Below are 23951 nucleotides of genomic sequence, written 5' to 3'. Positions count from 1 at the left end.
TGTGGGAGAGTAGGACGCCGCCGAACAATCATTGTGGGAAAGCCCCGCACCTTATGGTGCGGGGCTTTTCTGCGTTCAGGGCCAGAAATCTGATTCCGGGCCGGATAAGACGCATAGGGTCGGGCCATGCGATACGACCTGGTCATCTTCGACAATGACGGTGTGCTCGTCGACAGTGAGCCCATCTCCAACACCATCCTGGCCGGCTATCTGACCGAGCTCGGGTACCCCACGTCGTACGAGGACTCGATACGCGACTACATGGGGTCGGCGATGCACCGGATCCATGAGCTCGTCCTGGAACGTACCGGCCGGCGTCTGCCCGAGGACTTCGACGAGGTGTTCCACGGCCGCGTCTTCGCGGCGTTCGAGCGGGAGTTGCAGCCGGTGCCCGGGGTGACGGAGATGCTGGAGAAGCTGGCCGCGGACGGCGTTCCGTACTGTGTCGCGTCCTCCGGAAGCCATGAGCGGATCCGGGTGGGGCACCGGAAGACGGGCCTGGACCGGTGGTTCGCGGCACGCTGCGTCTTCAGTTCGCAGGATGTGGGGCGGGGTAAGCCGGCGCCGGATCTCTTTCTGCATGCGGCACGGGAGATGGGCGTGGCGCCGGAGCGGTGTGCGGTGATCGAGGACAGTCCGCTGGGGGTGCAGGCGGCGGTCGCCGCGGGGATGGATGTCTATGGGTTCACGGCGATGACGCCGGCGGCGAAGCTGGTGGAGCCCGGCGCCACCCGGCTGTTCGCCCATATGGCCGAACTTCCGGAGCTGTTGCAGTAGGGACCGGTTTGCCGGAGTGCCGGCCGTGTCGTGGGTGTGGGGTGTGGTGCGAGTGCCGCGAGTGACGTGGGGTCACCCGTAGGGCGTACGTCGGAATTGGTGGAGTGATCCATCTACCCAGGGGTAGTGGCGAGTTCTAGGCTGAGCGGCCATGACGGCCCCTCTGGTACCAGGAGCGCAGCTGCGGCACGGCCGGGTCTCGCTTGCCCTCAGCTTCTGCGTCCAGGGTGCGGTCTTCGCCCTCCTGGTGACGCGCATACCCGCGATCCAGGACCGCTACGGGATATCGGACGCGCTGCTGCCGGCCTTCCTTGCGGCGGTGCCGGTTCTCGCGGGGGTCGGCAGTGTCGTCACCGAGCAGCTGGTGAAGCGGGTACGGCCGAGCCTGGTGCTGCGGTGTGTGCAGCCGGTGGTGTGTCTGGCGTTGCTGGCCGTGGGGGCTGCCGGCTCGATGGCGCAGGTGGCGGTGGCGCTGGCGGCGTTCGGTCTTTCGGTGGGGGCCTTGGACGCCTCGATGAACATGCTCGGGGTGAGCCTGCAGCGGGCGTACGGGCGGAGCATCATGCTCGGCTTCCACGCCGCGTACAGCCTGGGCGGCATCGTGGGTGCCTCGCTGGCCTGGGCGGGGGCGCACTGGAAGCTGTCGCTCGCGCTGCTGTACGGGCCGGTGGTCGCGGTCCTGGTGCCGTTGGCGCTGATCGTGGGCCGATGGTTTGTGGACCAGGAGCGGGCCAAGGAGCCCCGGGGGAGCGGGGAAGGTCCGGCGGCGGTTGCACCCATCGCGATGAGGCTGCTGTTGCCGCTGTGTCTGGTGATGGCGTTCGCCTATATCGGGGACTCGACCGTCTCCAACTGGAGCGCGAAGTATCTGCAGGACGTACTGGGGAGCTCGGAGCAGCTCGCCACCGTTCCGTACAACGTCTATATGGTCACCACGCTGCTCGGGCGGGCGGTCGGTGATCTGGGGGTGCGGCGGTTCGGGGCGGTCGCGGTGGTGCGGACCGGGACGGTGGTCGCGGCGGGTGGCTTCGCGGTGGTGGCGGCGGCGCCGGGGGCCTGGGCCGGGATGGCGGGGTTCACGCTGCTGGGGCTCGGGCTGTGTGTGATCGTGCCGCAGACGTTCGCGGCGGCGGGGCGGTACGCCTTCGAAAAGCATGGGCCCGAGGCTTCGGACGCGGCCGTCGCGCGGCTGAATATTTTCAACTATGTGGGCTTTTTGATCGGCTCTCCCTTGGTGGGTGCGCTCGGTGACGCCTGGAGTTATCGGGGGGCGATGCTTGTACCGATGGCCCTTGTGCTGGGGACGCTGGTGTATGCCCGCTCGTTCGGGGTGCCGGAGGCCCGATACGGTGACGGATATGAGCGGCCGCGCACAGCTGATGTGGGATGAGGCAGTAACGGGCTACGACTTCGGGTCCGGGCATCCGATGGACCCGGTCCGGCTCGCGCTGACCATGCGTTTGGTGGAGGCGTACGAGCTCGATCGTGGCCCGCTGGAGGTGGTCGCGGCCAAGCCGGCGGGGGACTCCACCCTGCGGCTGGTGCATCGCGAGGACTACATCGACGCGGTCCGCAGGGCCTCGGCGGACCCTGCCTCGGCGGACCTCTCGTACGGGCTGGGGACGGCGGACGATCCGGCGTTCAAGGGGATGCACGAGGCGTCCGCGCTGATCGCCGGGCAGTCGGTCGGCGCGGCGGAGGCCGTCTGGCGCGGTGACGCGGCCCATGCGGTGAACTTCTCCGGCGGGCTGCACCACGCGATGCCGGGCGGCGCGGCCGGCTTCTGTATCTACAACGACGCGGCGCTGGCGGTCGCCCGGCTGCTGGAGCTGGGCGCCGAGCGGGTCGCGTACATCGATGTGGATGTCCACCACGGCGACGGGGTGCAGGCGGCGTTCTGGGAGGACCCGCGGGTACTGACCATCTCGCTGCACGAGCATCCGCGCACGCTCTTCCCGCAGACCGGCTGGCCGGAGGAGACCGGCGGGGAGGGCGCGGAGGGCAGCGCGGTGAATGTGGCGCTGCCGGCCGGGACCGGGGACGAGGGCTGGCTGCGGGCCTTTCATGCCGTGGTGCCGGAGCTGCTGGGGGCGTTCCGGCCGCAGGTGATCGTGTCGCAGCACGGCGCGGACACCCACTTCGAGGATCCGCTCGCGCATCTCGCGGTGAGCCTGGACGCCCAGCGGGCGGTGGCGGAGTCCTGCCACTCCCTGGCGCATGAGTTCGCGGACGGGCGGTGGGTCGCGCTCGGTGGCGGCGGCTATGCGGTGGTGGATGTGGTGCCGCGCAGCTGGACGCATCTGACGGCGATCGCGGCCGGCCGGCCGATCGACCCGGCCTCGATGGTGCCGGAGTCCTGGCGGCACGAAGTGTTCCGCAGGACGCGGCAGTTGGCGCCGCTGCGGATGACGGACGGGCGTACGCCGCAGTGGCGGGACTTCGTCAACGACGGCTATGACCCGGCCGACCGGCTGGACCAGGCGGTGCTGGCCACCCGCCGGGCGGTGTTCCCGGCGCATGGGCTGCTGCCGTAGGGACCCGTAACTCGCTGTGCTCCACGGATGTGTGACTACCCGTCGGTCGGGGCAACCGTAGGCCGGCCAACGGGGCAGCATGGGGCGCGTGAGGGACACCGGGGCGCTGCGGGCGCACCTGATCGAGGCAAGGCTCGCCGGGACGATCGCGACGACGCGGGAGAAGAGTCTGGGGCGCTATCGGCTCTTCGCGGCGCGCGATCCCCGGGTGCTGTTGGGGCTGGATCCCGAACGGGACTGGCCGCTCGGTGAAGTACTGCGACTGATGGGGCAGAAGTGCGGGGTTTCGGTCGATCCCGCGCACACTTCCGGTCCGGATGTGATCGATCCGGATCGTACGATCGCGGCACTGGACCGGTTCGCCGACCGAATGGGTGAGGCGGCCGGCCGCCGTGTGCCGGTGCTGCTCGGCACCGGCCATCCGCACCGGCTGCTGGAGTTCTACGCCGCGCTCGCAGACGCTCTCTCGTCGGCGGGCTGCCCCGTCCTCACCCCTGCGTATGGCGCCCGTGTCGACATAGCGACCCGGTTCGGCGTACGTACCCGGGTCCTCGGCTACGTACGGGGAGTCGCGCTGATGCGAGAAACCGGCGTGCGGGGCGCGTCCGGGGCGGGGGGCGTACACACCCATTCGCCGCTTCCCGTACGCACCGCTCTGGCGGCCGCCGCGGACTTTGGGGGGCCGCTGCCGGGGCTGGTGATCGGGGACCACGGCTGGGTCTGCGGGGCAGGTCAGCTGGGCATCGAGGCGATCGGGCTGGCGGATACGGACGACCCGGCGCTGTTCGTCGGCCAGGCGGAGGGACGGGTGTCCGAGGTGGTGCCGCTCGATGATGCCGTGCGGGCCGCGTCCTACCGACCGCTGATGCGCTATGTACTCAATCGGGCGCATCTGTCCCGATAGGCGGCTGTTCGCTGCTCCTCTTCCCCACTCGCATCACCCGCCCCTAATCTGGGGAGTGAGCGCATAGCGACGAAGAGTCACCGGAGGGGAAGCCGGTGTCCGTCTTATGCGGAAGGTGCAGGTGTGGCATGGCGGCAGACCAGAGGCCTCTGAACGAGGTTGTGTTCCTGACAGTGGCGGAAGTTGCCACGGTGATGCGAGTGTCCAAGATGACCGTGTACCGCTTGGTGCACAGCGGCCATCTGCCCGCTATTCGCGTGGGGAGGTCTTTCCGGGTTCCGGAGCAAGCGGTTCAGGACTATCTCCGTGAGTCCTTTGTGGGGGTGGAATCAGCCTGACGGGTCCCTCGCCGACCCTCGGATTACGCCGTTCGCCCGGCGCCGGGTAGGCTGGCCCGATGTAGGTAGTGTGGGCTCGGACGCCCCGCACCGAGTGATTCGAAGTGAGCGAGGGTAGTCGTGGGCTCTGTTATCAAGAAGCGGCGCAAGCGGATGGCCAAGAAGAAGCACCGCAAGCTGCTCAAGCGCACCCGTGTTCAGCGTCGTAACAAGAAGTAAGCGACGCTGATCGCGATTTCGCAGCCCCCCATCGCCTTGGTGCGATCGGGGGCTGCTGCGCGTTGTGGGCCGTATGGACGGTGGTCGGACGGAAATGTGGCCGCAGGCATCCCGTGGTCATCACAGCGCAACACCGACCCGATAGCGTGGTCGGCACAGCTCGGCTAGGCGGAAGTCGCGGCGGGAAGGAAGGGCTGATCTTGGGCAAGGTCGTGCTCGTCACGGGAGTCGCACGGCAGCTGGGCGGCCGGTTCGTCCGCCGGATCCAGCGCGATCCGGACGTCGACCGGGTGATCGGGGTCGACGCCGTGGCGCCGGAGCACCATCTGGGCGGCGCCGAATTCCTCAAGGCCGATATCCGGCATCCGGCCATTGCCCGGGTCCTGGCCGAGACGGGCGTCGACACCGTCATCCATATGGACATCAACGGTACGCCGTTGGGCAAGCGCGGCGGCCGCACCTCGGTGAAGGAAACCAACGTCATCGGGACGATGCAGCTGCTCGGCGCCTGTCAGAAGGCCCCGAATGTGCAGCGCCTGGTCATCAAGTCCAGCACCAGCGTCTATGGCTCCGCGCCCCGGGACCCCGCCGTCTTCACCGAGACCACCACGCCGAAGTCGCTGCCCAGCGGCGGCTTCGCCAAGGACGTCGTCGAGGTCGAGGGCTATGTACGCGGCTTCGCGCGGCGCCGGCCCGATGTGGCGGTATGCGTCCTGCGGTTCGCCAACATCCTCGGGCCCTGTGCGGATTCCCCGCTCGCCGAGTACTTCTCGCTGCCCGTGCTGCCCACCGTGCTCGGCTACGACCCGCGGCTGCAGTTCGTCCATGAGGATGACGCCATTGAGGTGTTGCGGATCGCCGCCGCCGCGCCGCGCCGCGGCACGCTCAACAGCGGCACGTTCAATATCGCCGGGGACGGCGTGCTGCTGCTGTCGCAGACCTCCCGGCGGCTGGGGCGGCCCACGCTGCCGCTGTTCCTGCCGACGGTGACCTGGGCCGGTACGGCGCTGCGGTCCATCGGCATCACGGACTTCTCGCCGGAACAGATCCGGCTGCTCACGCACGGCAGGGTCGTCGAAACGACGCAGATGCGCGAGACACTGGGGTTCCACCCGAAGTTCACGACGGCGGAGACCTTCGCGGAATTCGCCCGCAGCCGCGGACCCGGGCTGCTGCCGCCCGAGTCCCTCGCCCGCACCGTCGACCGGCTCGCCGGCGTGCTGCCCGCACGCGGCGGCCTGACCCAGTGAGGAGTTCACCCACGATGGCGGACGCCAAGGTCATTCCCTTCGGCGAGGAGCCTCGGGCGCGCAGGAAGGCCAGGCGGGCCGGGCGCACGGGGCGCGGTACGGCGCTGGCGCCCGTACCGGAAGCACGGACCGAGCATCCGCCGGCGGCACCTCCGCCGCCGAGCCCACGGTCCCTCGAAGAGCGGATCGCGGGCGGCCTGGCCTTTCTGCGCCGGCGGATCACCGGCGACTACGAGGTCGACGACTTCGGCTACGACGAGGAGCTGACCGACCAGGTCCTGATGTCGCTGCTGCGGCCCCTCTATGAGAAGTACTTCCGGGTCGAGGTGAAGGGCGTCGAGAACATCCCCGCAGACGGCGGGGCGCTGATCGTCGCCAATCACTCCGGGACGCTGCCGCTGGACGGCCTGATGTTGCAGGTCGCGGTGCACGACAACCACCCGGCGCAGCGTCATCTGCGGCTGCTGGCGGCCGATTTGGTGTTTGTGCTGCCGGTGATAAACGAGCTGGCGCGCAAGGCCGGGCACACCCTCGCCTGTGCGGAGGACGCGCAGCGGCTGCTGGAGCGCGGCGAGATCGTCGGGGTGATGCCGGAGGGCTTCAAGGGCATCGGCAAGCCCTTCGCGGACCGCTACAAGCTGCAGCGCTTCGGGCGGGGCGGGTTTGTCTCGACGGCGCTGAAGGCCGGGGTGCCGATCGTGCCGTGCTCGATCGTGGGCGCGGAGGAGATCTACCCGATGATCGGGAACGCCAAGACGCTGGCGCGGGTGCTGGGGCTGCCGTATTTCCCGGTCACGCCGACGTTCCCGTGGCTCGGGCCGCTGGGGGCCGTACCGCTGCCGACGAAGTGGACGATCCAGTTCGGCGAGCCAATTTTGACGGACGGTTATCCGTCGGAGGCGGCGGACGATCCGATGCTGATGTTCAACCTGACCGATCAGGTCCGCGAAACGATTCAGCACACCCTCTACAAGCTGCTGGTGCAGCGACGCTCGGTGTTCTTCTGAGGGAAGGACCGGAAGAACACCGAGCGCGCCGACCCGGGACTGCTTGGCCACGCCTCCGCCACGGCGGGGGCGCCTTCACTACTTCGGCAGATCCTCGCCGTCGATGCCCAGGCCCGGCAGCAGCCCTGGGAGCAGCGGCGGAAGGGTGACGGCAGGCTTGCCGCCGCTCTCCTTGCCGCCGGCGTGCGGGGACGGGCTGCCGCCCTTGGACGGCGGGTCGAGCAGGCCGCCCGTATTGCCGCCGAGCAGGCCGTCCTCCTGGGAGGGGGAGGCCGACGGGTGCGGGGCGTGCGAGCCATGGGAGTGGGTGCCGGAGGCGGACCTGCTGCCGGCCGGCGCCGGGCGGCCGTCGGGGCCGGAGCCGGTGCCCGCGGAGGCCGGCGTGTCGCGGTGGTGGCCCCTGCCGCCCGGGGCGGACGGCAGCAGTGGGCGGAGCGGACCGACCTCTTGGTCTATGGCGTCGAAGACCGAACTGACCTCGTCGCGGACGTCCGTGAGCTGCACCGGGAGCTTGTCGCGCAGCTGGGACCAGGTGCCGCGATGGGACCTGGTGAAGGAGTTCAGCACCTGGATGGGGCCGAGCGAGCCATCGCGTTCATACGCCTGGTGGAGCAGGCGGTGTCCCTCACCCGCGTCGTGCTTGACGCCGGAGAGCGCCCTGCGGACCTCGGCGAGCGACTCATGGTCGAGGTCGGCGAGCCGGGCGCGCTCCATCAGGCGGCGGGCCTCCAGCATGCGGGTGGAGGCCTGGTCCAGAAGGAGCTGTCCGCGGTCGGAGTCGTCGTCGGCCATGCCGAGCTTGAGGTCCTCCATGCCGCGCTTGAGGCCGTAGAGCGAATCGCCGGGCAGGGCGTCGGAGCTGGCCGCCGCGACGCCGCTGAACGCACCGGCGGCGACGCCGACCGTCAGCCCGCCCGCGGCCAGCCCCTTGGAGAGGCGGGAGCGCGGCCGCAGCCGGCCGATCGATTTCGCGGCGCGGTGTGCGCCTCCGGCCCCGCGTTGCCCGGGCACCCAGGCACCCTCGGACGGAGCGCCTTCGGCGAAGGCGGCCTCCATCGCGGCGAGGAGCTGGGCGCGCTGGACAGTCTTGACCTCGGTGGCCATCTCCGGCCTCGGGAGTCTCCCGAGGCCGTCGGCGACCGCCAACAGCCGTGTTTCGCCCGGCGCTTGCGCCGGATTGCCGACCTGGTCCTCGGCCGCCGCGCCCTCGAGGACCTGCTCCTCCAGGGCTTGGGCGAAGGCGTTGGCCCGCCGGTGCACCGAGACATTCGCGATCACGGGCGGCACCTCCTCTCATCATCCCGCTCGACTCCCCGGACTGGCTTTGACTATCCAGACGGGCCGGACGGTTGCACGCCGTTGTCCGCAGCCACTCGATCGAGTGAGAGACAGCGGGCATGGCGTGAACACATGGAGCCTGCATCCCGCACAACGAGCGGCGCGGCACTCGGGTTACGCACTCACGATGATCTGACCGACCGGACATGTCCGATCACTAAGAGTGAGCACATGTAGGCGTGAAGCTGGTCGAGGAGGAAGCGTAGGGGTGGGGGGTGGGGTCAGCGGGCGTCTTCGGGGAGGAGCCGCGCCAGGGTGCGGACGGCCCGGTACTGGAGGGTCTTGATCGCGCCCTCGTTCTTGCCCATGACGCGGGCGGTCTCGGCGACCGAGAGGCCCTGCAGGAAGCGCAGCGTGACGCACTCCTGCTGCTGGGGGTTGAGCTTGCGTACCGCCTCCAACAGGGCGGCATTGGAGAGAGATTCGAGGACCGAGTCCTCGGGGCTGCGCTCGACCTCGTTGGCGTCGAGCATCTCTCCGGTGGTGACTTCCAGACGGAAGCGCGAGGACTTGAAGTGGTCGGCGACGAGGTTGCGGGCGATGGTCACCAGCCAGGCGCCGAAGTCGCGGCCCTGCCAGGTGAAGGTGCCGATGCGGCGCAGGGCGCGCAGAAAGGTCTCGCTGGTGAGGTCCTCGGCCGTGGCACGGCCGCCCACGCGGTAGTAGATGTAGCGGTAGACCGTGTCGGCGTACTGGTCGTAGAGGCGGCCGAAGGCTTCGGCCTCGCCGGCCTGGGCTCGTTCGACGAGGTCCATCATGCGACGGCTGTCGCTGTCGGCGGGACGACGGGCGGTGGTCGTGCCGGTGCCCGAGCGGCGGGTTCTGCCGGCGGCCTTGCCGACCGCAGCACTCCCGTCGGCCAGGGCGTAGCAGGGTCCGGCGGCGGGGACGGCTGAGGCGAATGCGGGGACGGCGTACGCGGTGGGGACAAAACTGCGCAGGTGGTCGACGAGTGTCGTACGCAGCGTAGCCAGGCCCGAGGCGTCAACCCCGACGTGTGGGTACACGGGACTCCCAGAGGCAGAGCTTCCATCACGTGCAGTGCGGGACCGTTCACTCGTCGTAGGGACGTGTGGGTTCCGGATTGCGTCTGAGGAGAATAACGCTTCGTACAGGCAGCGCTACACCCAGTTGCTCAAATCATCGATTACTTACGGTCCGTGCCGGGTTGGTGGCAGATCAAGTATCGAATACTGAGCAACTATTGATCGGAAGGGAACGCAATCTGCCTGGTTGGAGGGCGTGTTGTGGTTAACCGAAAGCAACGTGACTGACGGGGCGGCGGAGGGGGTAGGGAGTGGGGATGGCCCGCCGTCCCGCCCGGCGATCAGGCCTGGTCAGCGGCGGCGGCGCTGGAGCGCGACCGCGGCCGCGGCGCCGCCTGCGAGGGCGCCCACACCGGCCGCCGCCGGGATGCCGATCTTGGCCGCCTTGCGTCCGGTTCGGTAGTCGCGCAGCCGCCACCCCTGCTCCCGGGCGTGCTTGCGCAGCCGGCTGTCGGGGTTGATCGCGTACGGATGTCCGACGAGCGAGAGCATCGGGATGTCGTTGGCGGAGTCGCTGTAGGCGGCGCAGTGCGACAGATCCAGGCCCTCGGCCGCCGCCAGTGCGCGGACCGCCTCGGCCTTGGCCGGGCCGTGCAGCGGCTCGCCGACCAGTTTGCCCGTATAGACACCGCCCACGGACTCGGCGACGGTGCCCAGCGCGCCGGTCAGGCCGAGCCGGCGGGCGATGATGGTCGCGGTCTCCACGGGGGCCGCGGTCACCAGCCAGACCTTCTGGCCGGCGTCGAGGTGGGCCTGGGCGAGCGCACGGGTACCGGGCCAGACCCGCTCGGCCATGTACTCGTCGTAGATCTCCTCGCCGATGGACATCAGCTCGGCGACCCGATGGCCCTGGACGATGGACAGCGCGCTGTTGCGGACGTCCGCCATGTGCTCGGGGTTCTCCGAGCCGGCCAGCCGGAAGTAGATCTGCTGCCAGGCGAAGCGGGCCAGGTCGCGCTTGTGGAAGAAGTGCCGCTTGTAGAGGCCGCGGCCGAAGTGGAAGAGCGCGGCGCCCTGCATGACGGTGTTGTCGAGGTCGAAGAAGGCGGCGGCCGCGGTGTCCCCGACGACCGGGAACTCGGGCTCCGTCGCGGCCTCCTCGACGGGCGGCGCTTCCTGGGAGGACTTACGGGCGGCCTCGGCCGCGGCCTCGCCGGCCAGCACGCTGCGGGCCGTGGCGGGTCGTCTGCGGCGGGTGAACCATCCCGTGGAGAAGATCGCCCCGGAGAAGCTCCTGCCGGGGCGCTGGGCGGGGCGGTCGGGCGACGAGGTGGGGGGCGTCCCGTAGGGACTCCTGCCGGGGTGGCGGTCGGGCGACGGGAGGGCCATGGCGCTAGCGTAGCCAGTTTGTTCGGAGCAACCGGTTACGGGCGCGTGTCAGGAAGGCCTGGAGCGCCGGACGGTTGCGTTACGGCCATCCGTGGCGCCGTTCCACGGGGCGGGGGACCGGCTCAGGCGCCCAGGGCGGTGCGCAGCCGCTTGGGGTCCACCCGCCAGAAGTCGTGCTGGGCGCCGTCGATGAGGACGACCGGAATCTGCTCCCAGTACTTGCGGTGCAGCTCGGCGTCCTCGGTGATGTCCTTCTTCTCCCACGACGCGCCGGTCTCGGCGCACACCTGCTCGATCACGGCCTGGGCGTCGTCGCAGAGGTGGCAGCCCGGCTTGCCGACGAGGGTGACCATCCGGTCGGCGGGGCTCTTGCGGGGGCTGCGGCTGAACAAGGGGGCCATGGAGCCATTGTGCCGGGTCGCGGCAGTGCGTTCGCGGCGCCCGGTCGATTACCATCGGTGGGCGATTTGTAGGTTTCCGGGGGTATAGCGGTGAGGAGTGAGGGCGCGTGCTCCCGTCGGTGCTGCCCTGGTTCGCGGGCGGCGCGAGTGAACGGTGTGACGTGGGAGTTGGTTCCGCGAAGGCCCGTAAAAGCCGCGTGACCCCCATCACTTTGGCCGGACAAACCGGACACCATCTTTGTGCACGCGTTCACAAAGACATAGCCTGCAGGAGACAGGGCGGTCGGGTTCCATACGGTCGCCCGCAGCCCCGCTCTACCCGCAGGAGCACCGTGGCAACTGGCCGAACTCACCGACCGGCGACCCGAAGCCGAGGCATTCCCGAGGCCACCGTCGCCAGGCTTCCGCTGTATCTGCGTGCACTGACCGCGCTCTCCGAGCGCTCGGTACCCACGGTCTCCTCCGAGGAGCTCGCGGCCGCGGCGGGGGTCAACTCCGCCAAGCTGCGGAAGGACTTCTCGTACCTCGGCTCCTACGGGACCCGCGGTGTCGGCTACGACGTGGAGTACCTCGTTTACCAGATCTCGCGGGAACTGGGGCTGACGCAGGACTGGCCGGTTGTCATCGTCGGTATCGGTAACCTCGGCGCCGCGCTCGCCAACTACGGCGGCTTCGCCTCCCGGGGCTTCCGCGTCGCCGCGCTGATCGACGCGGACCCGGCCATGGCCGGCAAGCCCGTCGCGGGCATCGCGGTCCAGCACACCGACGAGCTGGAGCACATCATCGAGAGCAACGGCGTCTCGATCGGTGTCATCGCCACGCCGGCCGGGGCCGCCCAGCAGGTCTGTGAGCGCCTCGTCGCCGCGGGTGTCACCTCGATCCTCAACTTCGCGCCGACCGTACTGACCGTCCCCGACGGGGTGGACGTACGCAAGGTCGACCTGTCGATAGAGCTGCAGATCCTCGCCTTCCACGAGCAGCGCAAGGCCGGCGAGGAGGCGTCCGAGAACGGCGCCCCGGCCGACCGCGCCGCCGCGCTCGCGGCCGAGGCCGAGGCCGCCGTCACGGGCGACCGCAAGGGACCGGACGGGGATCTGCCCGCCGTGATGCCGGCATGAGTCTTCTCGTTGTCGGACTGAGCCATCGCAGTGCGCCGGTGAGCGTGCTGGAGCGGGCCGCGCTCGCCCCGGAGGCGCGCGGCAAGCTGCTGCAGGACGCGGTGTCGGCCGAGCCGGTCACCGAGTCCGCGGTGCTCTCCACCTGCAACCGCATCGAGCTCTACGCCGACGTGGACAAGTTCCACGCCGGTGTCGCCGAGCTGTCCACCCTCCTGGCCCGCCACAGCGGCGCCGGCCTGGAGGAGCTCACCCCTTACCTCTATGTCCACTACGAGGACCGCGCCGTCCACCACCTCTTCTCGGTGGCCTGCGGCCTGGACTCGATGGTCGTCGGCGAGGGCCAGATCCTCGGGCAGATCAAGGACGCGCTGGCCGTCGCCCAGGAGCTGCACACCGCGGGCCGGCTGCTGAACGATCTGTTCCAGCAGGCCCTGCGGGTCGGCAAGCGCGCCCACAGCGAGACCGGTATCGACAAGGCGGGCCAGTCGCTGGTCACCTTCGGCCTCGAACAGCTCGCGGCCGGCCAGGACGTCGAGACCTGGGCGCACGGCAAGCGGGCGCTGGTCATCGGCGCCGGATCGATGTCCTCGCTGGCCGCCACCACCCTCGTACGCAACGGCATCGGTGAGCTGGCGGTCGCCAACCGCACGGTGGCGCGCGCCGAGCGGCTCGTACAGATCCTCACCGAGCCCGGTGGCCCGGGCGCGGCGAACGGGCTGACCGCCCGCGCGGTGGCCATGGCCTCGGTCGCGGACGAGCTGGCGCTCGCCGACATCGTCGTCTCCTGTACCGGCGCGACCGGTCTGGTCCTCGCCGGCGAGATGGTCGCGGCCGCCCGCGCCGGGCGCACCGCGCCGCTGGCGCTGCTCGACCTCGCCATGCCCCGCGACATAGACGCCGCGGTCCACCGGATCGAGGGCGCGCACCTCGTCGACATCGAATCGCTGGCCGACGCCTCCGCGGACGCACCCATGGCGGCCGACGTGGACAAGGTGCGCGGCATCGTCTCCGACGAGGTCGCCGCGTTCGGCGCCGCCCAGCGGGCCGCGCACATCACCCCCACCGTGGTCGCCCTGCGCACCATGGCGGCGGACGTCGTCGCCGGCGAGATCGCCCGGCTCGACGGCCGCCTCCCCGACCTGGACGACAAGCAGCGCGCCGAGATCACCCAGACCGTGCGCCGCGTCGTCGACAAACTCCTGCACGCGCCCACCGTGCGGGTCAAGCAGCTCGCCAGCGAGCCCGGCGGCGCCGGGTACGCGGACGCGCTGCGGGAACTCTTCGACCTCGACCCGCAGACGGTGGCCGCCGTCAGCAGGGCCGACACGCGCGCCGACAGGCACGATGCACGGGAGCGGGCATGAACGACAGCACTACCAGAGCACTGAGGCTGGGCACACGGCGCAGCAAGCTCGCCATGGCCCAGTCCGGACAGATCGCCGAGGCGGTCCGCGAGCTCACGGGCCGTCCCGTCGAGCTGGTGGAGATCACCACCTACGGCGACACCTCCCGCGAGCACCTCGCGCAGATCGGCGGCAGCGGCGTCTTCGTCTCCGCGCTGCGTGACGCGCTGCTCGCCGGGGACATCGACTTCGCCGTCCACTCGCTCAAGGATCTGCCCACCACGCAGCCCGAGAGCCTCGCCCTGGCCGCGATCCCCGTACGGGAAGACCCCCGTGACGCGCTGATCGCCAGGGACGGGCTCACCTTCGAGCAGCTGACCGCCGACGAGGACCGGGTGGCCCGCATCGGCACCGGCTCCCCCCGGAGGATGGCGCAGCTCAACGCCTGGGCCAGGTCGCTGGGCCGGCGTGTGGAGACCGTACCGATACGCGGGAACATCGACACCCGCATCGGCTTTGTCGAAAAGGGCGAGCTGGACGCGGTCGTACTGGCCGCCGCCGGGCTCACCCGGATCGGCCGGATCGACGAGGCGACACAGCTGCTGTCGCCCGACGTGGTTTTGCCCGCCCCCGGCCAGGGGGCACTGGCGATCGAGTGCGCCGCGGTCAATGTGGACCTCGTCGCCCAGCTGGCGGAGCTCGACGACCCGGACACCCGGGCCGCCGTGACCGCCGAGCGTTCCCTGCTCGCCGCCCTGGAGGCCGGCTGCTCCGCACCCGTTGGAGCGCTGGCCGACCTTTCCCCAAGCTCTCGACTTCGCTCGAGCAGGGGAGGCCCCAAGGCCGGCGAGCAGGCTGTCACCGAATTGCATCTGCGCGGCGTCGTCGGCACGACCGACGGCGGCACGCTGGTGCACTTGTCCACCACCGGGCACGTACCCGCCTCTCCCGACGATGTGTCGGCCCCGCTGAAGCTGGGCCGGGAACTCGCCGCCGAGATGCTCGCTAAGGGTGCGGCCGGTCTTATGGGGGAGCGAGCACTTTGAACCCCACCGCCCCAAACCACTCCGCCTCCGGTCAGGTCACCTTCCTGGGTGCCGGGCCGGGAGACCCGGGTCTGCTGACGCTGCGTGCCGTGGAGGCGCTGGCCTCCGCGGACGTACTGATCGCCGACCCGCAGGTGCTGGACGTCGTGCGTGTGCATGCACGCGCACAGGTGGACACGCCACTGCAGGCGTCAGCTGACGAGGCATCAATCCCCGTCACTGCCCCTGGCGTTTCGGCCCTACGGGACACCGCCAATCTTGTCATGGCGGCCGCCCGCGCGGGCAAGCGGGTCGTACGTGCCGTCACCGGTGACCCCGGCCTGGACGGGAACGTCGCCGAGGAGATGCTGGCCTGCGCCGCCGAAGGCATCGTCTTCGAGGTCGTGCCCGGCATCGCCGCGGCCGTCGGCGTACCCGCGTACGCCGGTGTGCCGCTGCGCGACGCCCAGGGCACGGATGTGCGCTTCGTCGACGCCCGCAGCGCCAACGACCGCTGCTGGTCCGAGCTGGGTGCCAGCGATGCCACCGCCGTTGTCTCCACCACCCTCGACTCGGTGGCCGCGGCCGCCGGCGAGCTGGTGTCCGCGGGCCGCAAGCCCGACACCCCGATGACCATCACGGTCGCCGGCACCACCACCCGCCAGCGGACCTGGACCGCGACCCTCGGGTCGGTCGCCCAGGTGCTCAAGGCCGCCAAGGTGCTGCCCTCGCCCGATGGCGGTCAGCCGGTCATAGCCGTGGTCGGTGAGCGCAGTGCCGCGGCCCAGCGCGACCGCCTTTCGTGGTTCGAGTCCAAGCCGCTCTTCGGCTGGCGGGTGCTCGTGCCGCGGACGAAGGAGCAGGCCGCGTCGCTCTCCGACCAGCTCGTCTCGTACGGTGCGGTGCCGCACGAGGTCCCGACCATCGCCGTTGAACCGCCGCGCACCCCTCAGCAGATGGAGCGCGCGGTCAAGGGCCTGGTCACCGGCCGCTACGAGTGGATCGCCTTCACCTCGGTCAACGCCGTCAAGGCCGTCCGGGAGAAGTTCGAGGAGTACGGCCTGGACGCCCGGGCCTTCGCCGGGATCAAGGTCGCGGCGGTCGGCGAACAGACCGCCAAGGCGCTGGTCGCTTTCGGTGTGAAGCCCGACCTGGTGCCCTCCGGCGAGCAGTCGGCCGCCGGGCTGCTGGAGGACTGGCCGCCCTACGACCCGGTCTTCGACCCGATCGACCGGGTGTTCCTGCCGCGCGCCGACATCGCCACCGAGACCCTGGTGGCCGGGCTGATCGAGCTGGGCTGGGAGGTCGACGACGTCACCGCCTACCGGACCGTGCGCGCCTCGCCGCCGCCGGCCGAGACCCGCGAGGCGATCAAGGGCGGCGGCTTCGACGCGGTCCTGTTCACCTCGTCCTCGACCGTGCGCAACCTCGTCGGCATCGCCGGCAAGCCGCACAACGTGACCGTGATTGCCTGTATCGGCCCGGCCACTGCCAAGACCGCCGAGGAGCACGGGCTGCGCGTGGACGTCATGTCGCCCGAGCCTTCGGTGCACAAGCTGGCCGAAGCGCTCGCCGACTTCGGGGCGGCGCGGCGTGATGCCGCGCTGGAGGCCGGGGATCCGGTCACCCGTCCCAGCGAGCGCCGGCCCGGATCGCGTAGGAGGGCTCGCAGTTGAGCAGCAGTACGTACGGAAGCTTTCCGGGGGCGCGGCCGCGACGGCTGCGCACCACCCCCGCCATGCGGCGGATGGTCGCCGAACACCGGCTGCACCCGGCCGACCTGATCCTCCCGGCGTTCGTCCGGGAGGGCATCTCCGAGCCGGTGCCGATCTCCGCGATGCCGGGCGTGGTCCAGCACACCCGCGACACGCTGCGCAAGGCGGCCGTCGAGGCGGTGGCGGCCGGTGTCGCCGGGATCATGCTGTTCGGGGTGCCCGAGGACGAGAAGAAGGACGCCTTGGGGACCGCCGGTACGGACCCTGACGGCATCCTCCAGGTCGCCATCCGGGACGTACGGGCCGAGGTCGGCGACGATCTCGTGATCATGTCCGACCTGTGCCTGGACGAGTACACCGACCACGGCCACTGCGGTGTCCTGGACGACCAGGGCCGGGTCGACAACGACGCGACGCTGGAGCGCTACGCCGAGATGGCGCAGGTCCAGGCCGATGCGGGCGTCCATGTGGTGGGCCCCAGCGGCATGATGGACGGTCAGGTCGGCGTCACCCGGGACGCGCTGGACCAGACCGGCCATGAGGATGTCTCGATCCTCGCCTACACGGCGAAGTACTCGTCGGCGTTCTACGGTCCGTTCCGCGAGGCCGTCGGCTCGTCGCTGAAGGGCGACCGCAAGACCTACCAGCAGGACCCCGCCAACCTCCGCGAGTCGCTGCGTGAGCTGGCGCTCGACCTGGAGGAGGGCGCCGACATGGTCATGGTCAAGCCGGCGCTGCCGTACCTGGACGTGCTGGCGAAGATCGCCGAGCAGGTGGACGTGCCGGTCGCCGCGTACCAGATCTCCGGTGAGTACGCGATGGTCGAGGCGGCCGCCGAGAAGGGCTGGATCGACCGCGACAAGGCGATCCTGGAGACGCTGACCGGCATCAAGCGGGCCGGGGCGAACATGATCCTCACCTACTGGGCGACGGAGGTCGCGCAGGGGCTGTGACCCATCTGGCTCGATGAGGCCGTTTGGGGGAGTTCAGGGGCGCGTATTCATGATCATGCGCAGCGGATCTGCGCCCCAACTTCCCTGAAGAGAAGAGCATTTCGGACGTGTTACGTTCCCGCATTGCCCGATGCGCGGTGGTTCCGGCCACCGCGCTTGCCTTATCCATGGCCACCTCCGCCGTAGCCGAGGCCCGGCCGTCGGCATCGCCGTCGGCCCCGGTATCGGCCGTGGCCCCCTTCCAGCTGGTGAAGATCCCCGGCGTCAACGGCGACAAGCTGGACGGCGCCGCCTGGATCCACCCGGGCAGCACGCCCCGCCCCGCGATCATCCTGCCGTCCCCCTGGACGCAGTTCGGCTGGCACACCTACGCGGCCATGGCAACGAAGTANTTCGGCTGGCACACCTACGCGGCCATGGCAACGAAGTACGCGCTGGCCGGCTACAACGTCCTCGCCTACTCCGCGCGCGGCTTCGGCTCCTCGGAGGGCGAGGTCGACGCGGGTGGCCCCCTGGACGTCCAGGACGGATCGAAGGCGCTGGACTATCTCCTCGCGCACGCGCCGGGCCGCACCACCAAGGTGGGTTTCGCGGGCCTGTCGTACGGCTCGGGCCTGAGCCAGCTGATCGCCGCGCACGACTCTCGGGTGGACGCCGTCGCCGCGCTGAGCACCTGGGGCGATCTGGGCGAGGCGTTCTACGAGAACCGCACGCGGCACCTCGGCTCCGTACGGGCCCTGCAAACGGTCGCGGGCAACGCCCGTCTCAGCGCGCGCACCCGCCAGGAATTCGCGGACATCCTCGCCAACCGCAACATCCCGCAGGCCCTGGCCTGGGCGAAGCAGCGCTCCCCGCAGACCTACATCAAGCAGCTCAACAAGCGCCGGGTGCCGGTCCTTTACGCCCAGGCGTGGCACGAGACGCTGTTCCCGGCCAACCAGTCGCTGAAGGCGTTCAACAGCCTCACCGGCCCGAAGCGGATCGATATGTCGATCGGGGACCACGCGGGCCCGGAGATGACCGGCCTGGGCGGCCTGCCCAACCATGTCACCGACGACGCCAAGCGCTGGTTCGACCGTTTCCTCAAGGGCGAGCGGAACGGTATCGACACCGAGGGCCAGGTCAACAGCCAGGTGATGTGGAAGTACTGGCCCTGGCTGCGCGAGACCCGGCCCACCTGGGGCGCCTTCACCGAGCGCACCGAGCGCCTCCACCTGGCGGCACCGGACCACGGCGGCAGGGACGGCAACGGCACGGACGGCACCCTGGGCGCCGCGCCGTCGACCGGCTGGCGGATGCCCTTCACCTCCGGCACGGACACCACCGCGAGCGCCGCGGGCAGCATCGTCTTCGTCGCGGGCTACGAGGAGATGGTGGGCCTGCCGAAGACGTACCGGACCCGCACCATCTCCCGCCGGCACGCGGCCGTATGGACCGGCGCGCCCGTACAGGCCACCACCCGGCTGCGCGGCGCCCCCAAGCTGCGGCTGACCTATACGCCCAGCACGGCAGGGTCGACGGTCATCGCCCATCTCTTCGACGTCGACGAGAACGACAAGGCGCACATCATCACGCATGCGCCGTACACCTCGCCGGACGGCCGTGCGGGCCGGCCCGTCACCGCCGACATCACCCTGCAGGCCGCCGCGTACGACATCCCGGCGGGCCACCGGCTGATGCTGGTCGTCGACACCAAGGACCCGCTCTACGGCGACGCCAACGGCTCCGGCGGCACCCTCACCGTCAGCTCACCCCGGGCCAGGCCGTCGTATCTGGACGTGCCGACCGGCTGACCACCGCGACCGGACGGCGCGTCTTATGGAACGGCCCCGTACAGCTGTGCTGTACGGGGCCGTTGTGCCAGGAGCCTGAGCGGCTCCGGGGCTCAGAGGCGCTCGGGCGTACGGATGCCGAGCAGGGCCATGCCCTGGTGGAGGGTGCGACCGGTGAGGTCGACGAGGAAGAGACGGTTCTCGACGACCTCGACCGGGTTGTCGGCGCTGATCACCTGGCACTGGTCGTAGAACGTGGTCAGGTGCGAGGCCAGCTGGTAGAGGTACGCGGCCAGCTTGTGCGGCTCGTACGACGCGGCGGCCTCGGCCACGACCTCGGCGAACTGGTCCAGGTGCAGACCGAGCGCGCGCTCGGCCGGGGCGAGCTCCAGCTCGGGGTGGGCGGCCGGCTTCGTGTCGCCCGCCTTGCGCAGGATCGAGCGGATACGGGCGTACGCGTACTGGAGGTAGACGGACGTGTCGCCGTTCAGCGAGACCATCTGGTCCAGATCGAACTTGTAGTCCCGCGACGCGGACGTCGACAGATCGGCGTACTTCACCGCGCCGATGCCGACCGACCGGCCGTTCTCGACGATCTCCTGCTCGGTCAGGCCCACCTTCTCGGCCTTCTCCCGCACCACCGCCGTCGCCCGGTCGATCGCCTCGTCCAGCAGATCCACCAGCCGCACCGTCTCGCCCTCACGGGTCTTGAACGGCTTGCCGTCCTTGCCCAGGACCGTGCCGAACGCGAGCTGGACGGCGTGCGTCTTGTCGTTCAGCCAGCCGGCCCGCCGCGCGGTCTCGAAGACCATCTTGAAGTGCAGCGACTGGCGGGCGTCGACGACGTACAGCAGGCTGTCGGCGCCGAGGTTCTGGACCCGGTCGCGGATCGCCGAGAGGTCGGTGGCCGCGTAGCCGTAGCCGCCGTTGGACTTCTTGACGATCAGCGGGACGGGGTTGCCGTCCGGGCCCTTCACATCGTCGAAGAAGACACACAGCGCGCCGTCGGAGCGGACCGCGACACCGGTCTCCTCCAGGATCCGGCAGGTCTCTTCGAGCATGTCGTTGTAGCCGGACTCGCCGACGACGTCCGCGTCGCGGATGTCCATGTCGAGCTTGTCGAAGACCGAGTAGAAGTAGATCTTCGACTCGTCGACGAACCGCCGCCACAGGGCCAGCGTCTCCTCGTCGCCGGCCTGGAGGTCGACGACCCGGAGCCGGGCCCGCTCCTTGAACTCCTCGTCGGCGTCGAAGTGCGCCCGCGAGGCCTTGTAGAGGCGGTTCAGGTTGGACATGGCCTCCTCGCCGGAGACCTCGCCGCCCTTGTGGTCCAGCTCGTGCGGGTGCTCGATCAGGTACTGGATGAGCATGCCGAACTGGGTGCCCCAGTCGCCGATGTGATGCCGGCGGACCACCTTTTCGCCGGTGAACTCCAGGATCTCGACCATCGCCGCGCCGATCACCGCCGACCGCAGATGCCCCACGTGCATCTCCTTGGCGACATTCGGCTGGGCGTAGTCGATCACCGTGGTGCCGGCCCCGTCGGCGTACGGCACGCCCAGACGGGCGTCGGCGGCGCGCTCGGCGAGGGTCTTGATGATCGCCTCGTCGGCAATGGTGATGTTGAGGAAGCCGGGACCGGAGACCTCGATCTCCTTGATCACCGCGCCGCTCTCCCCGGTCGGGATGCCGGCGACGACCTGCGCGGCCAGCTCCCGCGGATTGCCCTTGAGCTTCTTGGCCAGCGCCAGCATCCCATTGGCCTGGAAGTCGGCCCGGTCGCTTCGTCGCAGCAGCGGGTCGACGGCGCCGGCCTCCGGCAGGGCTGCCGAGAGGGCGTCCGCGACGCGCTGATGGACCGAAGCTGCGAGGGAAGTGACCGAGGCCATGGAGAAGAGCTCTCTTCTAGAGGGAGATGTCGTCGGAGCCGTAACGGAAAGGGTTTGCCAATGAGTATCCCACGGCGGCACCACCGAATTTCTGTCCGGGCGGCGTCTGGGAGAATGGCTCCGTCAGGCTTTTGTGCGGCGTCAGGCCGTTGCGCGTCGCACGGCGCCACAGGCGCAAGAGGAAGCACCAGGAAGAGGAAGGGCCGATCGTGGCTCAGCAGAGCACCGAGACCGACTGGGTCTCCAGGTTCGCGGACGAGGTCATTGCCGAGGCGGAGCGCCGCGCCCCCGGCAAAGTGACGCCAGGTGCTTTTGCACCGGTCATCGTCTGCGCCTCGGGCCTGAGCCCCTCCGGCCCGATCCACCTCGGCAACCTCCGCGAGGTCATGACCCCGCACCTGGTCGCCGACGAGGTCCGCCGCCGCGGATACGAGGTCCGCCACCTCATCTCCTGGGACGACTACGACCGCTACCGCAAGGTCCCGGCCGGCGTCGCGGGCATCGACGAGTCCTGGGCCGAGCACATCGGCAAGCCGCTGACCTCGGTTCCGGCACCGGCCGGCTCGGCGTACCCGAACTGGGCGGAGCACTTCAAGGCCGCCATGATCGAGGCGCTCGCCGAGCTGGGCGTCGAGTACGACGGCATCAGCCAGACCGAGCAGTACACCTCGGGCGTCTACCGCGAGCAGATCCTGCACGCGATGAAGCACCGCGCAAAGATCGACGCGATCCTTGGCCAGTACCGCACGAAGAAGGCTCCGGCGAAGAAGTCGCAAAAGCCCGTCGACGAGGCCGAGCTGGAGGCCGCCGAAGGCTCCGGCGCGGCCGGCGAGGACGACGGCAGCGGCGGCTCGGCCGGCTACTTCCCGTACAAGCCCTACTGCGGGCAGTGCGAGAAGGACCTCACCACCGTCACCTCGTACGACGACGAGAGCACCGAGCTCGTCTACACCTGCACGGCCTGCGGCTTCGGCGAGACGGTCCGGCTGAGCGAGTTCAACCGCGGCAAGCTGGTCTGGAAGGTCGACTGGCCGATGCGCTGGGCGTACGAGGGCGTGATCTTCGAGCCGTCCGGTGTCGACCACTCCTCGCCCGGCTCGTCCTTCGTGGTCGGCGGCCAGATCGTCCGCGAGATCTTCGACGGCACCCAGCCCATCGGCCCGATGTACGCCTTCGTCGGCATCAGCGGCATGGCCAAGATGTCCTCCTCCAAGGGCGGTGTACCCACCCCGGGCGATGCGCTGAAGATCATGGAGGCGCCGCTGCTGCGCTGGCTCTACGCCCGCCGCAAGCCCAACCAGTCCTTCAAGATCGCCTTCGACCAGGAGATCCAGCGGCTCTACGACGAGTGGGACAAGCTGGCGTCCAAGGTCGCGGACGGCACCGCGCAGCCCGCCGACTCCGCCGCCTACACCCGCGCCATCGGCACCGCGGCCGGCCCGCTGCCCACCACTCCGCGCCCGCTGTCGTACCGCACCCTGGCCTCGGTCATGGACATCACCGCGGGACACGACGAGCAGACGCTGCGCATCCTCAGCGAACTCGACCCCGACAACCCGGTCACCTCGCTGGACGAGACCCGGCCGCGGCTCGACAAGGCCGAGTACTGGATCACCACCCAGGTACCGGCCGACCAGCGCACCATCGTCCGGGACGAGCCCGCCGAGGAGCTGCTCGCCACCCTCGACGAGCGGGCCCGCGGCTCGCTGCGGCTGCTGCTCGACGGTCTGGACGAGCACTGGTCGCTGGACGGCCTGACCACCCTGGTCTACGGCGTGCCGAAGATCCAGGCAGGTCTGGAGCCGGACGCCAAGCCGACCCCCGAGCTCAAGGCGGCCCAGCGCGAGTTCTTCGCCCTGCTCTACCACCTGCTGGTCGGCCGGGACACCGGGCCGCGGCTGCCCACCCTGCTGCTGGCCGTCGGCGCCGACCGGGTGCGCAAGCTGCTCGGCGGCTGACGGCCCGCCGGTGAGCCGGCGGTTCGCCACCGAGTCGTAGGCCCCGGCGCGGGCGTGCGACTCAGGACCGACAAGGGTTCGGCCCCGGGGATGAGGATCCCCGGGGCCGAACCCTTCATTCTGGAGCGATGAGAGGATTCATCGGCTTCATCGTCATGATCCAAGGGGCGATGGGCTTCATCGGCCAGACGTTCTCCGACGGCGCCTGGGGGCTGCTGCCCCACTGGTTCGACCTGCCGTCGGTCGCCTACCTCGGCCTGGTCGCGGCCGGCGCGGCGCTGGCCGTATGGGGCGATGTGGACAAGAAGCGCAAGCAGAAGCGGGTCGGCTCGGGCGTGGCTTAGGGCCTGTCCGATGGGTCATGGCCGGGCCCGCGGCCGCTGCCGGCCGCCTTCGCCGCCCCTTACGGGATGTGCTCGCTCTCCATCTCCATACGGAAGCGGGCCTTGAAGTCCTTGACGAACGAGCGCAGATAGCCCTCGCTCAGCGGGCCGCCGTCCCGTCCCGTGACCCCGTAGTAGTTCAGCAGATAGCGGCCGAACTGATGGGAGTCGGGCATCACATTCTTCTCGCCCACGTAGGCGCGGAAGGCCGTGTAGTACGCCTGCTCGCGCGGGACGTCGTCGGGGAGCGCGGAGACCGGGGGCAACTGCTCGGTCTCCAGGGGGAGTTCGGGGGCGGGCTCGGGTTCGGGGGCGTACCCGCGCTGCTCGGGGATCGGCAGCGGGTCGCCCGCGCTGCCCAGCGGCCGGCTGCGGCCGGGGCCGACCGGGACGGTCAACTGGGGGGCGGCGGGGGCCTGTTCGGCCGCGGGACCCGGGGCGTACCCGGGGTCGGGGGCCGTCTTGTGCACCGGCTCGGGAGTCAGGTCCTGCAGCGGCGCATCGTCACGTACGGGCACATCGGCGGCGCGTACGGGCCGCTCGTCCCGTACGGGCGCATCGGTGCTTCCCGGCCGCTCCGCGCCGCTCGGCCCGCCCGCGGGCCCGCTCACCGGCTCGCTCGCCGTGCGCGGCTCCAGGGCCGGCGGCCGGC

At 70.2% G+C, this 23951-nt stretch carries 21 protein-coding genes and 2 pseudogenes; 17 read left to right on the top strand and 6 right to left on the bottom strand.

Annotated elements, in window-relative coordinates; genetic code table 11:
* The first annotated feature begins 126 nt into the window (after positions 1-126).
* From DY245_RS26730 to DY245_RS26695, 8 genes are all read left to right on the top strand, one after another.
* Positions 127-777, top strand: a complete 651-nt coding sequence (locus tag DY245_RS26730; RefSeq protein ID WP_128509781.1) for an HAD family hydrolase — start codon at positions 127-129, stop codon at positions 775-777.
* Positions 778-928: 151 nt separating this feature from the next.
* On the top strand, positions 929-2167 hold the full coding sequence (locus DY245_RS26725; RefSeq protein WP_128509780.1) for an MFS transporter: 1239 nt from the start codon (positions 929-931) through the stop codon (positions 2165-2167).
* A complete protein-coding gene (locus DY245_RS26720; RefSeq protein WP_128509779.1) occupies positions 2136-3311 on the top strand; it encodes an acetoin utilization protein AcuC in 1176 nt (391 codons plus the stop codon). Before DY245_RS26725 ends, DY245_RS26720 begins: the two co-directional genes overlap by 32 nt.
* An 88-nt stretch (positions 3312-3399) precedes the next feature.
* Complete coding sequence (locus tag DY245_RS26715; RefSeq protein ID WP_128509778.1) at positions 3400-4215, top strand: phosphatase; 816 nt, start codon at positions 3400-3402, stop codon at positions 4213-4215.
* A gap of 128 nt (positions 4216-4343) precedes the next feature.
* Positions 4344-4553: a helix-turn-helix domain-containing protein gene (locus tag DY245_RS26710; protein ID WP_181923881.1), complete on the top strand. Its 210-nt coding sequence runs from the start codon at positions 4344-4346 to the stop codon at positions 4551-4553.
* A 120-nt stretch (positions 4554-4673) separates the two neighbouring features.
* Positions 4674-4772, top strand: a complete 99-nt coding sequence (locus tag DY245_RS26705) for a 30S ribosomal protein bS22 (protein WP_003948845.1) — start codon at positions 4674-4676, stop codon at positions 4770-4772.
* A gap of 200 nt (positions 4773-4972) precedes the next feature.
* The gene (locus DY245_RS26700; RefSeq protein ID WP_128509776.1) at positions 4973-6022 is read left to right on the top strand and encodes an NAD-dependent epimerase/dehydratase family protein; all 1050 of its coding nucleotides are present in this window, start codon (positions 4973-4975) and stop codon (positions 6020-6022) included.
* A 14-nt stretch (positions 6023-6036) separates the two neighbouring features.
* Positions 6037-7029, top strand: a complete 993-nt coding sequence (locus DY245_RS26695) for a lysophospholipid acyltransferase family protein (protein ID WP_128509775.1) — start codon at positions 6037-6039, stop codon at positions 7027-7029.
* A gap of 78 nt (positions 7030-7107) precedes the next feature.
* Here the strand turns inward: DY245_RS26695 and DY245_RS26690 are convergent, their stop codons facing one another.
* The 4 genes from DY245_RS26690 to DY245_RS26675 all read right to left on the bottom strand — a co-directional run bounded on the left by DY245_RS26690 (position 7108) and on the right by DY245_RS26675 (position 11143).
* Positions 7108-8307: a DUF5667 domain-containing protein gene (locus DY245_RS26690; protein WP_128509774.1), complete on the bottom strand. Its 1200-nt coding sequence runs from the start codon at positions 8305-8307 to the stop codon at positions 7108-7110.
* Positions 8308-8588: 281 nt separating this feature from the next.
* Complete coding sequence (locus tag DY245_RS26685) at positions 8589-9374, bottom strand: ECF subfamily RNA polymerase sigma factor, BldN family (protein ID WP_006604745.1); 786 nt, start codon at positions 9372-9374, stop codon at positions 8589-8591.
* Positions 9375-9704: 330 nt separating this feature from the next.
* The gene (locus DY245_RS26680; RefSeq protein ID WP_128509782.1) at positions 9705-10631 is read right to left on the bottom strand and encodes an HAD family hydrolase; all 927 of its coding nucleotides are present in this window, start codon (positions 10629-10631) and stop codon (positions 9705-9707) included.
* Positions 10632-10864: 233 nt separating this feature from the next.
* A complete protein-coding gene (locus DY245_RS26675) occupies positions 10865-11143 on the bottom strand; it encodes a glutaredoxin family protein (protein ID WP_128509773.1) in 279 nt (92 codons plus the stop codon).
* A 332-nt stretch (positions 11144-11475) separates the two neighbouring features.
* On the opposite strand from DY245_RS26675, the gene DY245_RS26670 reads away from it, so the two are divergent.
* The 7 genes and pseudogenes from DY245_RS26670 to DY245_RS26645 form a co-directional block, all read left to right on the top strand.
* Positions 11476-12261 carry a redox-sensing transcriptional repressor Rex gene (locus DY245_RS26670; protein WP_128509772.1) on the top strand — a complete coding sequence of 262 codons (786 nt, stop codon included), beginning with the start codon at positions 11476-11478 and terminating at the stop codon, positions 12259-12261.
* Positions 12258-13625, top strand: coding sequence for a glutamyl-tRNA reductase (locus DY245_RS26665; protein WP_128509771.1), 1368 nt, complete (start codon positions 12258-12260; stop codon positions 13623-13625). The genes DY245_RS26670 and DY245_RS26665 overlap by 4 nt, the downstream gene beginning before the upstream one ends.
* A complete protein-coding gene (gene hemC, locus DY245_RS26660; protein ID WP_128509770.1) occupies positions 13622-14650 on the top strand; it encodes a hydroxymethylbilane synthase in 1029 nt (342 codons plus the stop codon). Before DY245_RS26665 ends, hemC begins: the two co-directional genes overlap by 4 nt.
* The gene (locus tag DY245_RS26655; protein WP_128509769.1) at positions 14647-16305 is read left to right on the top strand and encodes a bifunctional uroporphyrinogen-III C-methyltransferase/uroporphyrinogen-III synthase; all 1659 of its coding nucleotides are present in this window, start codon (positions 14647-14649) and stop codon (positions 16303-16305) included. The genes hemC and DY245_RS26655 overlap by 4 nt, the downstream gene beginning before the upstream one ends.
* Positions 16302-17297: a porphobilinogen synthase gene (gene hemB / locus DY245_RS26650; RefSeq protein ID WP_128509768.1), complete on the top strand. Its 996-nt coding sequence runs from the start codon at positions 16302-16304 to the stop codon at positions 17295-17297. Before DY245_RS26655 ends, hemB begins: the two co-directional genes overlap by 4 nt.
* A 167-nt stretch (positions 17298-17464) precedes the next feature.
* Positions 17465-17688, top strand: a pseudogene (locus DY245_RS48405) (CocE/NonD family hydrolase); the annotation flags it as partial.
* Position 17689: 1 nt separating this feature from the next.
* The coding region (locus DY245_RS26645; protein WP_220377950.1) for a CocE/NonD family hydrolase at positions 17690-19090 on the top strand (1401 nt) is incomplete at its 5' end.
* Positions 19091-19182: 92 nt separating this feature from the next.
* On the opposite strand, the gene argS is transcribed toward DY245_RS26645, so the two are convergent.
* On the bottom strand, positions 19183-20958 hold the full coding sequence (argS, locus tag DY245_RS26640; protein WP_128509766.1) for an arginine--tRNA ligase: 1776 nt from the start codon (positions 20956-20958) through the stop codon (positions 19183-19185).
* 209 nt (positions 20959-21167) lie between these two features.
* Between argS and lysS the strand changes: the two genes are divergently transcribed.
* Positions 21168-22916: a lysine--tRNA ligase gene (gene lysS, locus DY245_RS26635; protein WP_128509765.1), complete on the top strand. Its 1749-nt coding sequence runs from the start codon at positions 21168-21170 to the stop codon at positions 22914-22916.
* Positions 22917-23044: 128 nt separating this feature from the next.
* Positions 23045-23260: a hypothetical protein gene (locus tag DY245_RS26630; RefSeq protein WP_128509764.1), complete on the top strand. Its 216-nt coding sequence runs from the start codon at positions 23045-23047 to the stop codon at positions 23258-23260.
* 59 nt (positions 23261-23319) lie between these two features.
* Here DY245_RS26630 and DY245_RS44685 read toward each other — a convergent pair.
* Positions 23320-23951 (bottom strand): annotated as a pseudogene (locus DY245_RS44685) (DUF2637 domain-containing protein); the annotation flags it as partial.

Source organism: Streptomyces inhibens (genome assembly GCF_003389455.1).
Classification (GTDB): domain Bacteria; phylum Actinomycetota; class Actinomycetes; order Streptomycetales; family Streptomycetaceae; genus Streptomyces; species Streptomyces inhibens.
Note: the sequence above shows the minus strand (reverse complement) of the source record. Positions and strands in the feature narration are given on the sequence as shown.

Coding starts and splice junctions, on each gene's coding strand:
- DY245_RS26720 (WP_128509779.1), top strand. CDS start 2,136: ATGAGCGGCCGCGCACAGCTGATGTGGGATGAGGCAGTAACGGGCTAC.
- DY245_RS26730 (WP_128509781.1), top strand. CDS start 127: ATGCGATACGACCTGGTCATCTTCGACAATGACGGTGTGCTCGTCGAC.
- DY245_RS26695 (WP_128509775.1), top strand. CDS start 6,037: ATGGCGGACGCCAAGGTCATTCCCTTCGGCGAGGAGCCTCGGGCGCGC.
- DY245_RS26665 (WP_128509771.1), top strand. CDS start 12,258: ATGAGTCTTCTCGTTGTCGGACTGAGCCATCGCAGTGCGCCGGTGAGC.
- DY245_RS26710 (WP_181923881.1), top strand. CDS start 4,344: ATGGCGGCAGACCAGAGGCCTCTGAACGAGGTTGTGTTCCTGACAGTG.
- DY245_RS26725 (WP_128509780.1), top strand. CDS start 929: ATGACGGCCCCTCTGGTACCAGGAGCGCAGCTGCGGCACGGCCGGGTC.
- argS (WP_128509766.1), bottom strand. CDS start 20,958: ATGGCCTCGGTCACTTCCCTCGCAGCTTCGGTCCATCAGCGCGTCGCG.
- DY245_RS26675 (WP_128509773.1), bottom strand. CDS start 11,143: ATGGCCCCCTTGTTCAGCCGCAGCCCCCGCAAGAGCCCCGCCGACCGG.
- DY245_RS26630 (WP_128509764.1), top strand. CDS start 23,045: ATGAGAGGATTCATCGGCTTCATCGTCATGATCCAAGGGGCGATGGGC.
- hemC (WP_128509770.1), top strand. CDS start 13,622: ATGAACGACAGCACTACCAGAGCACTGAGGCTGGGCACACGGCGCAGC.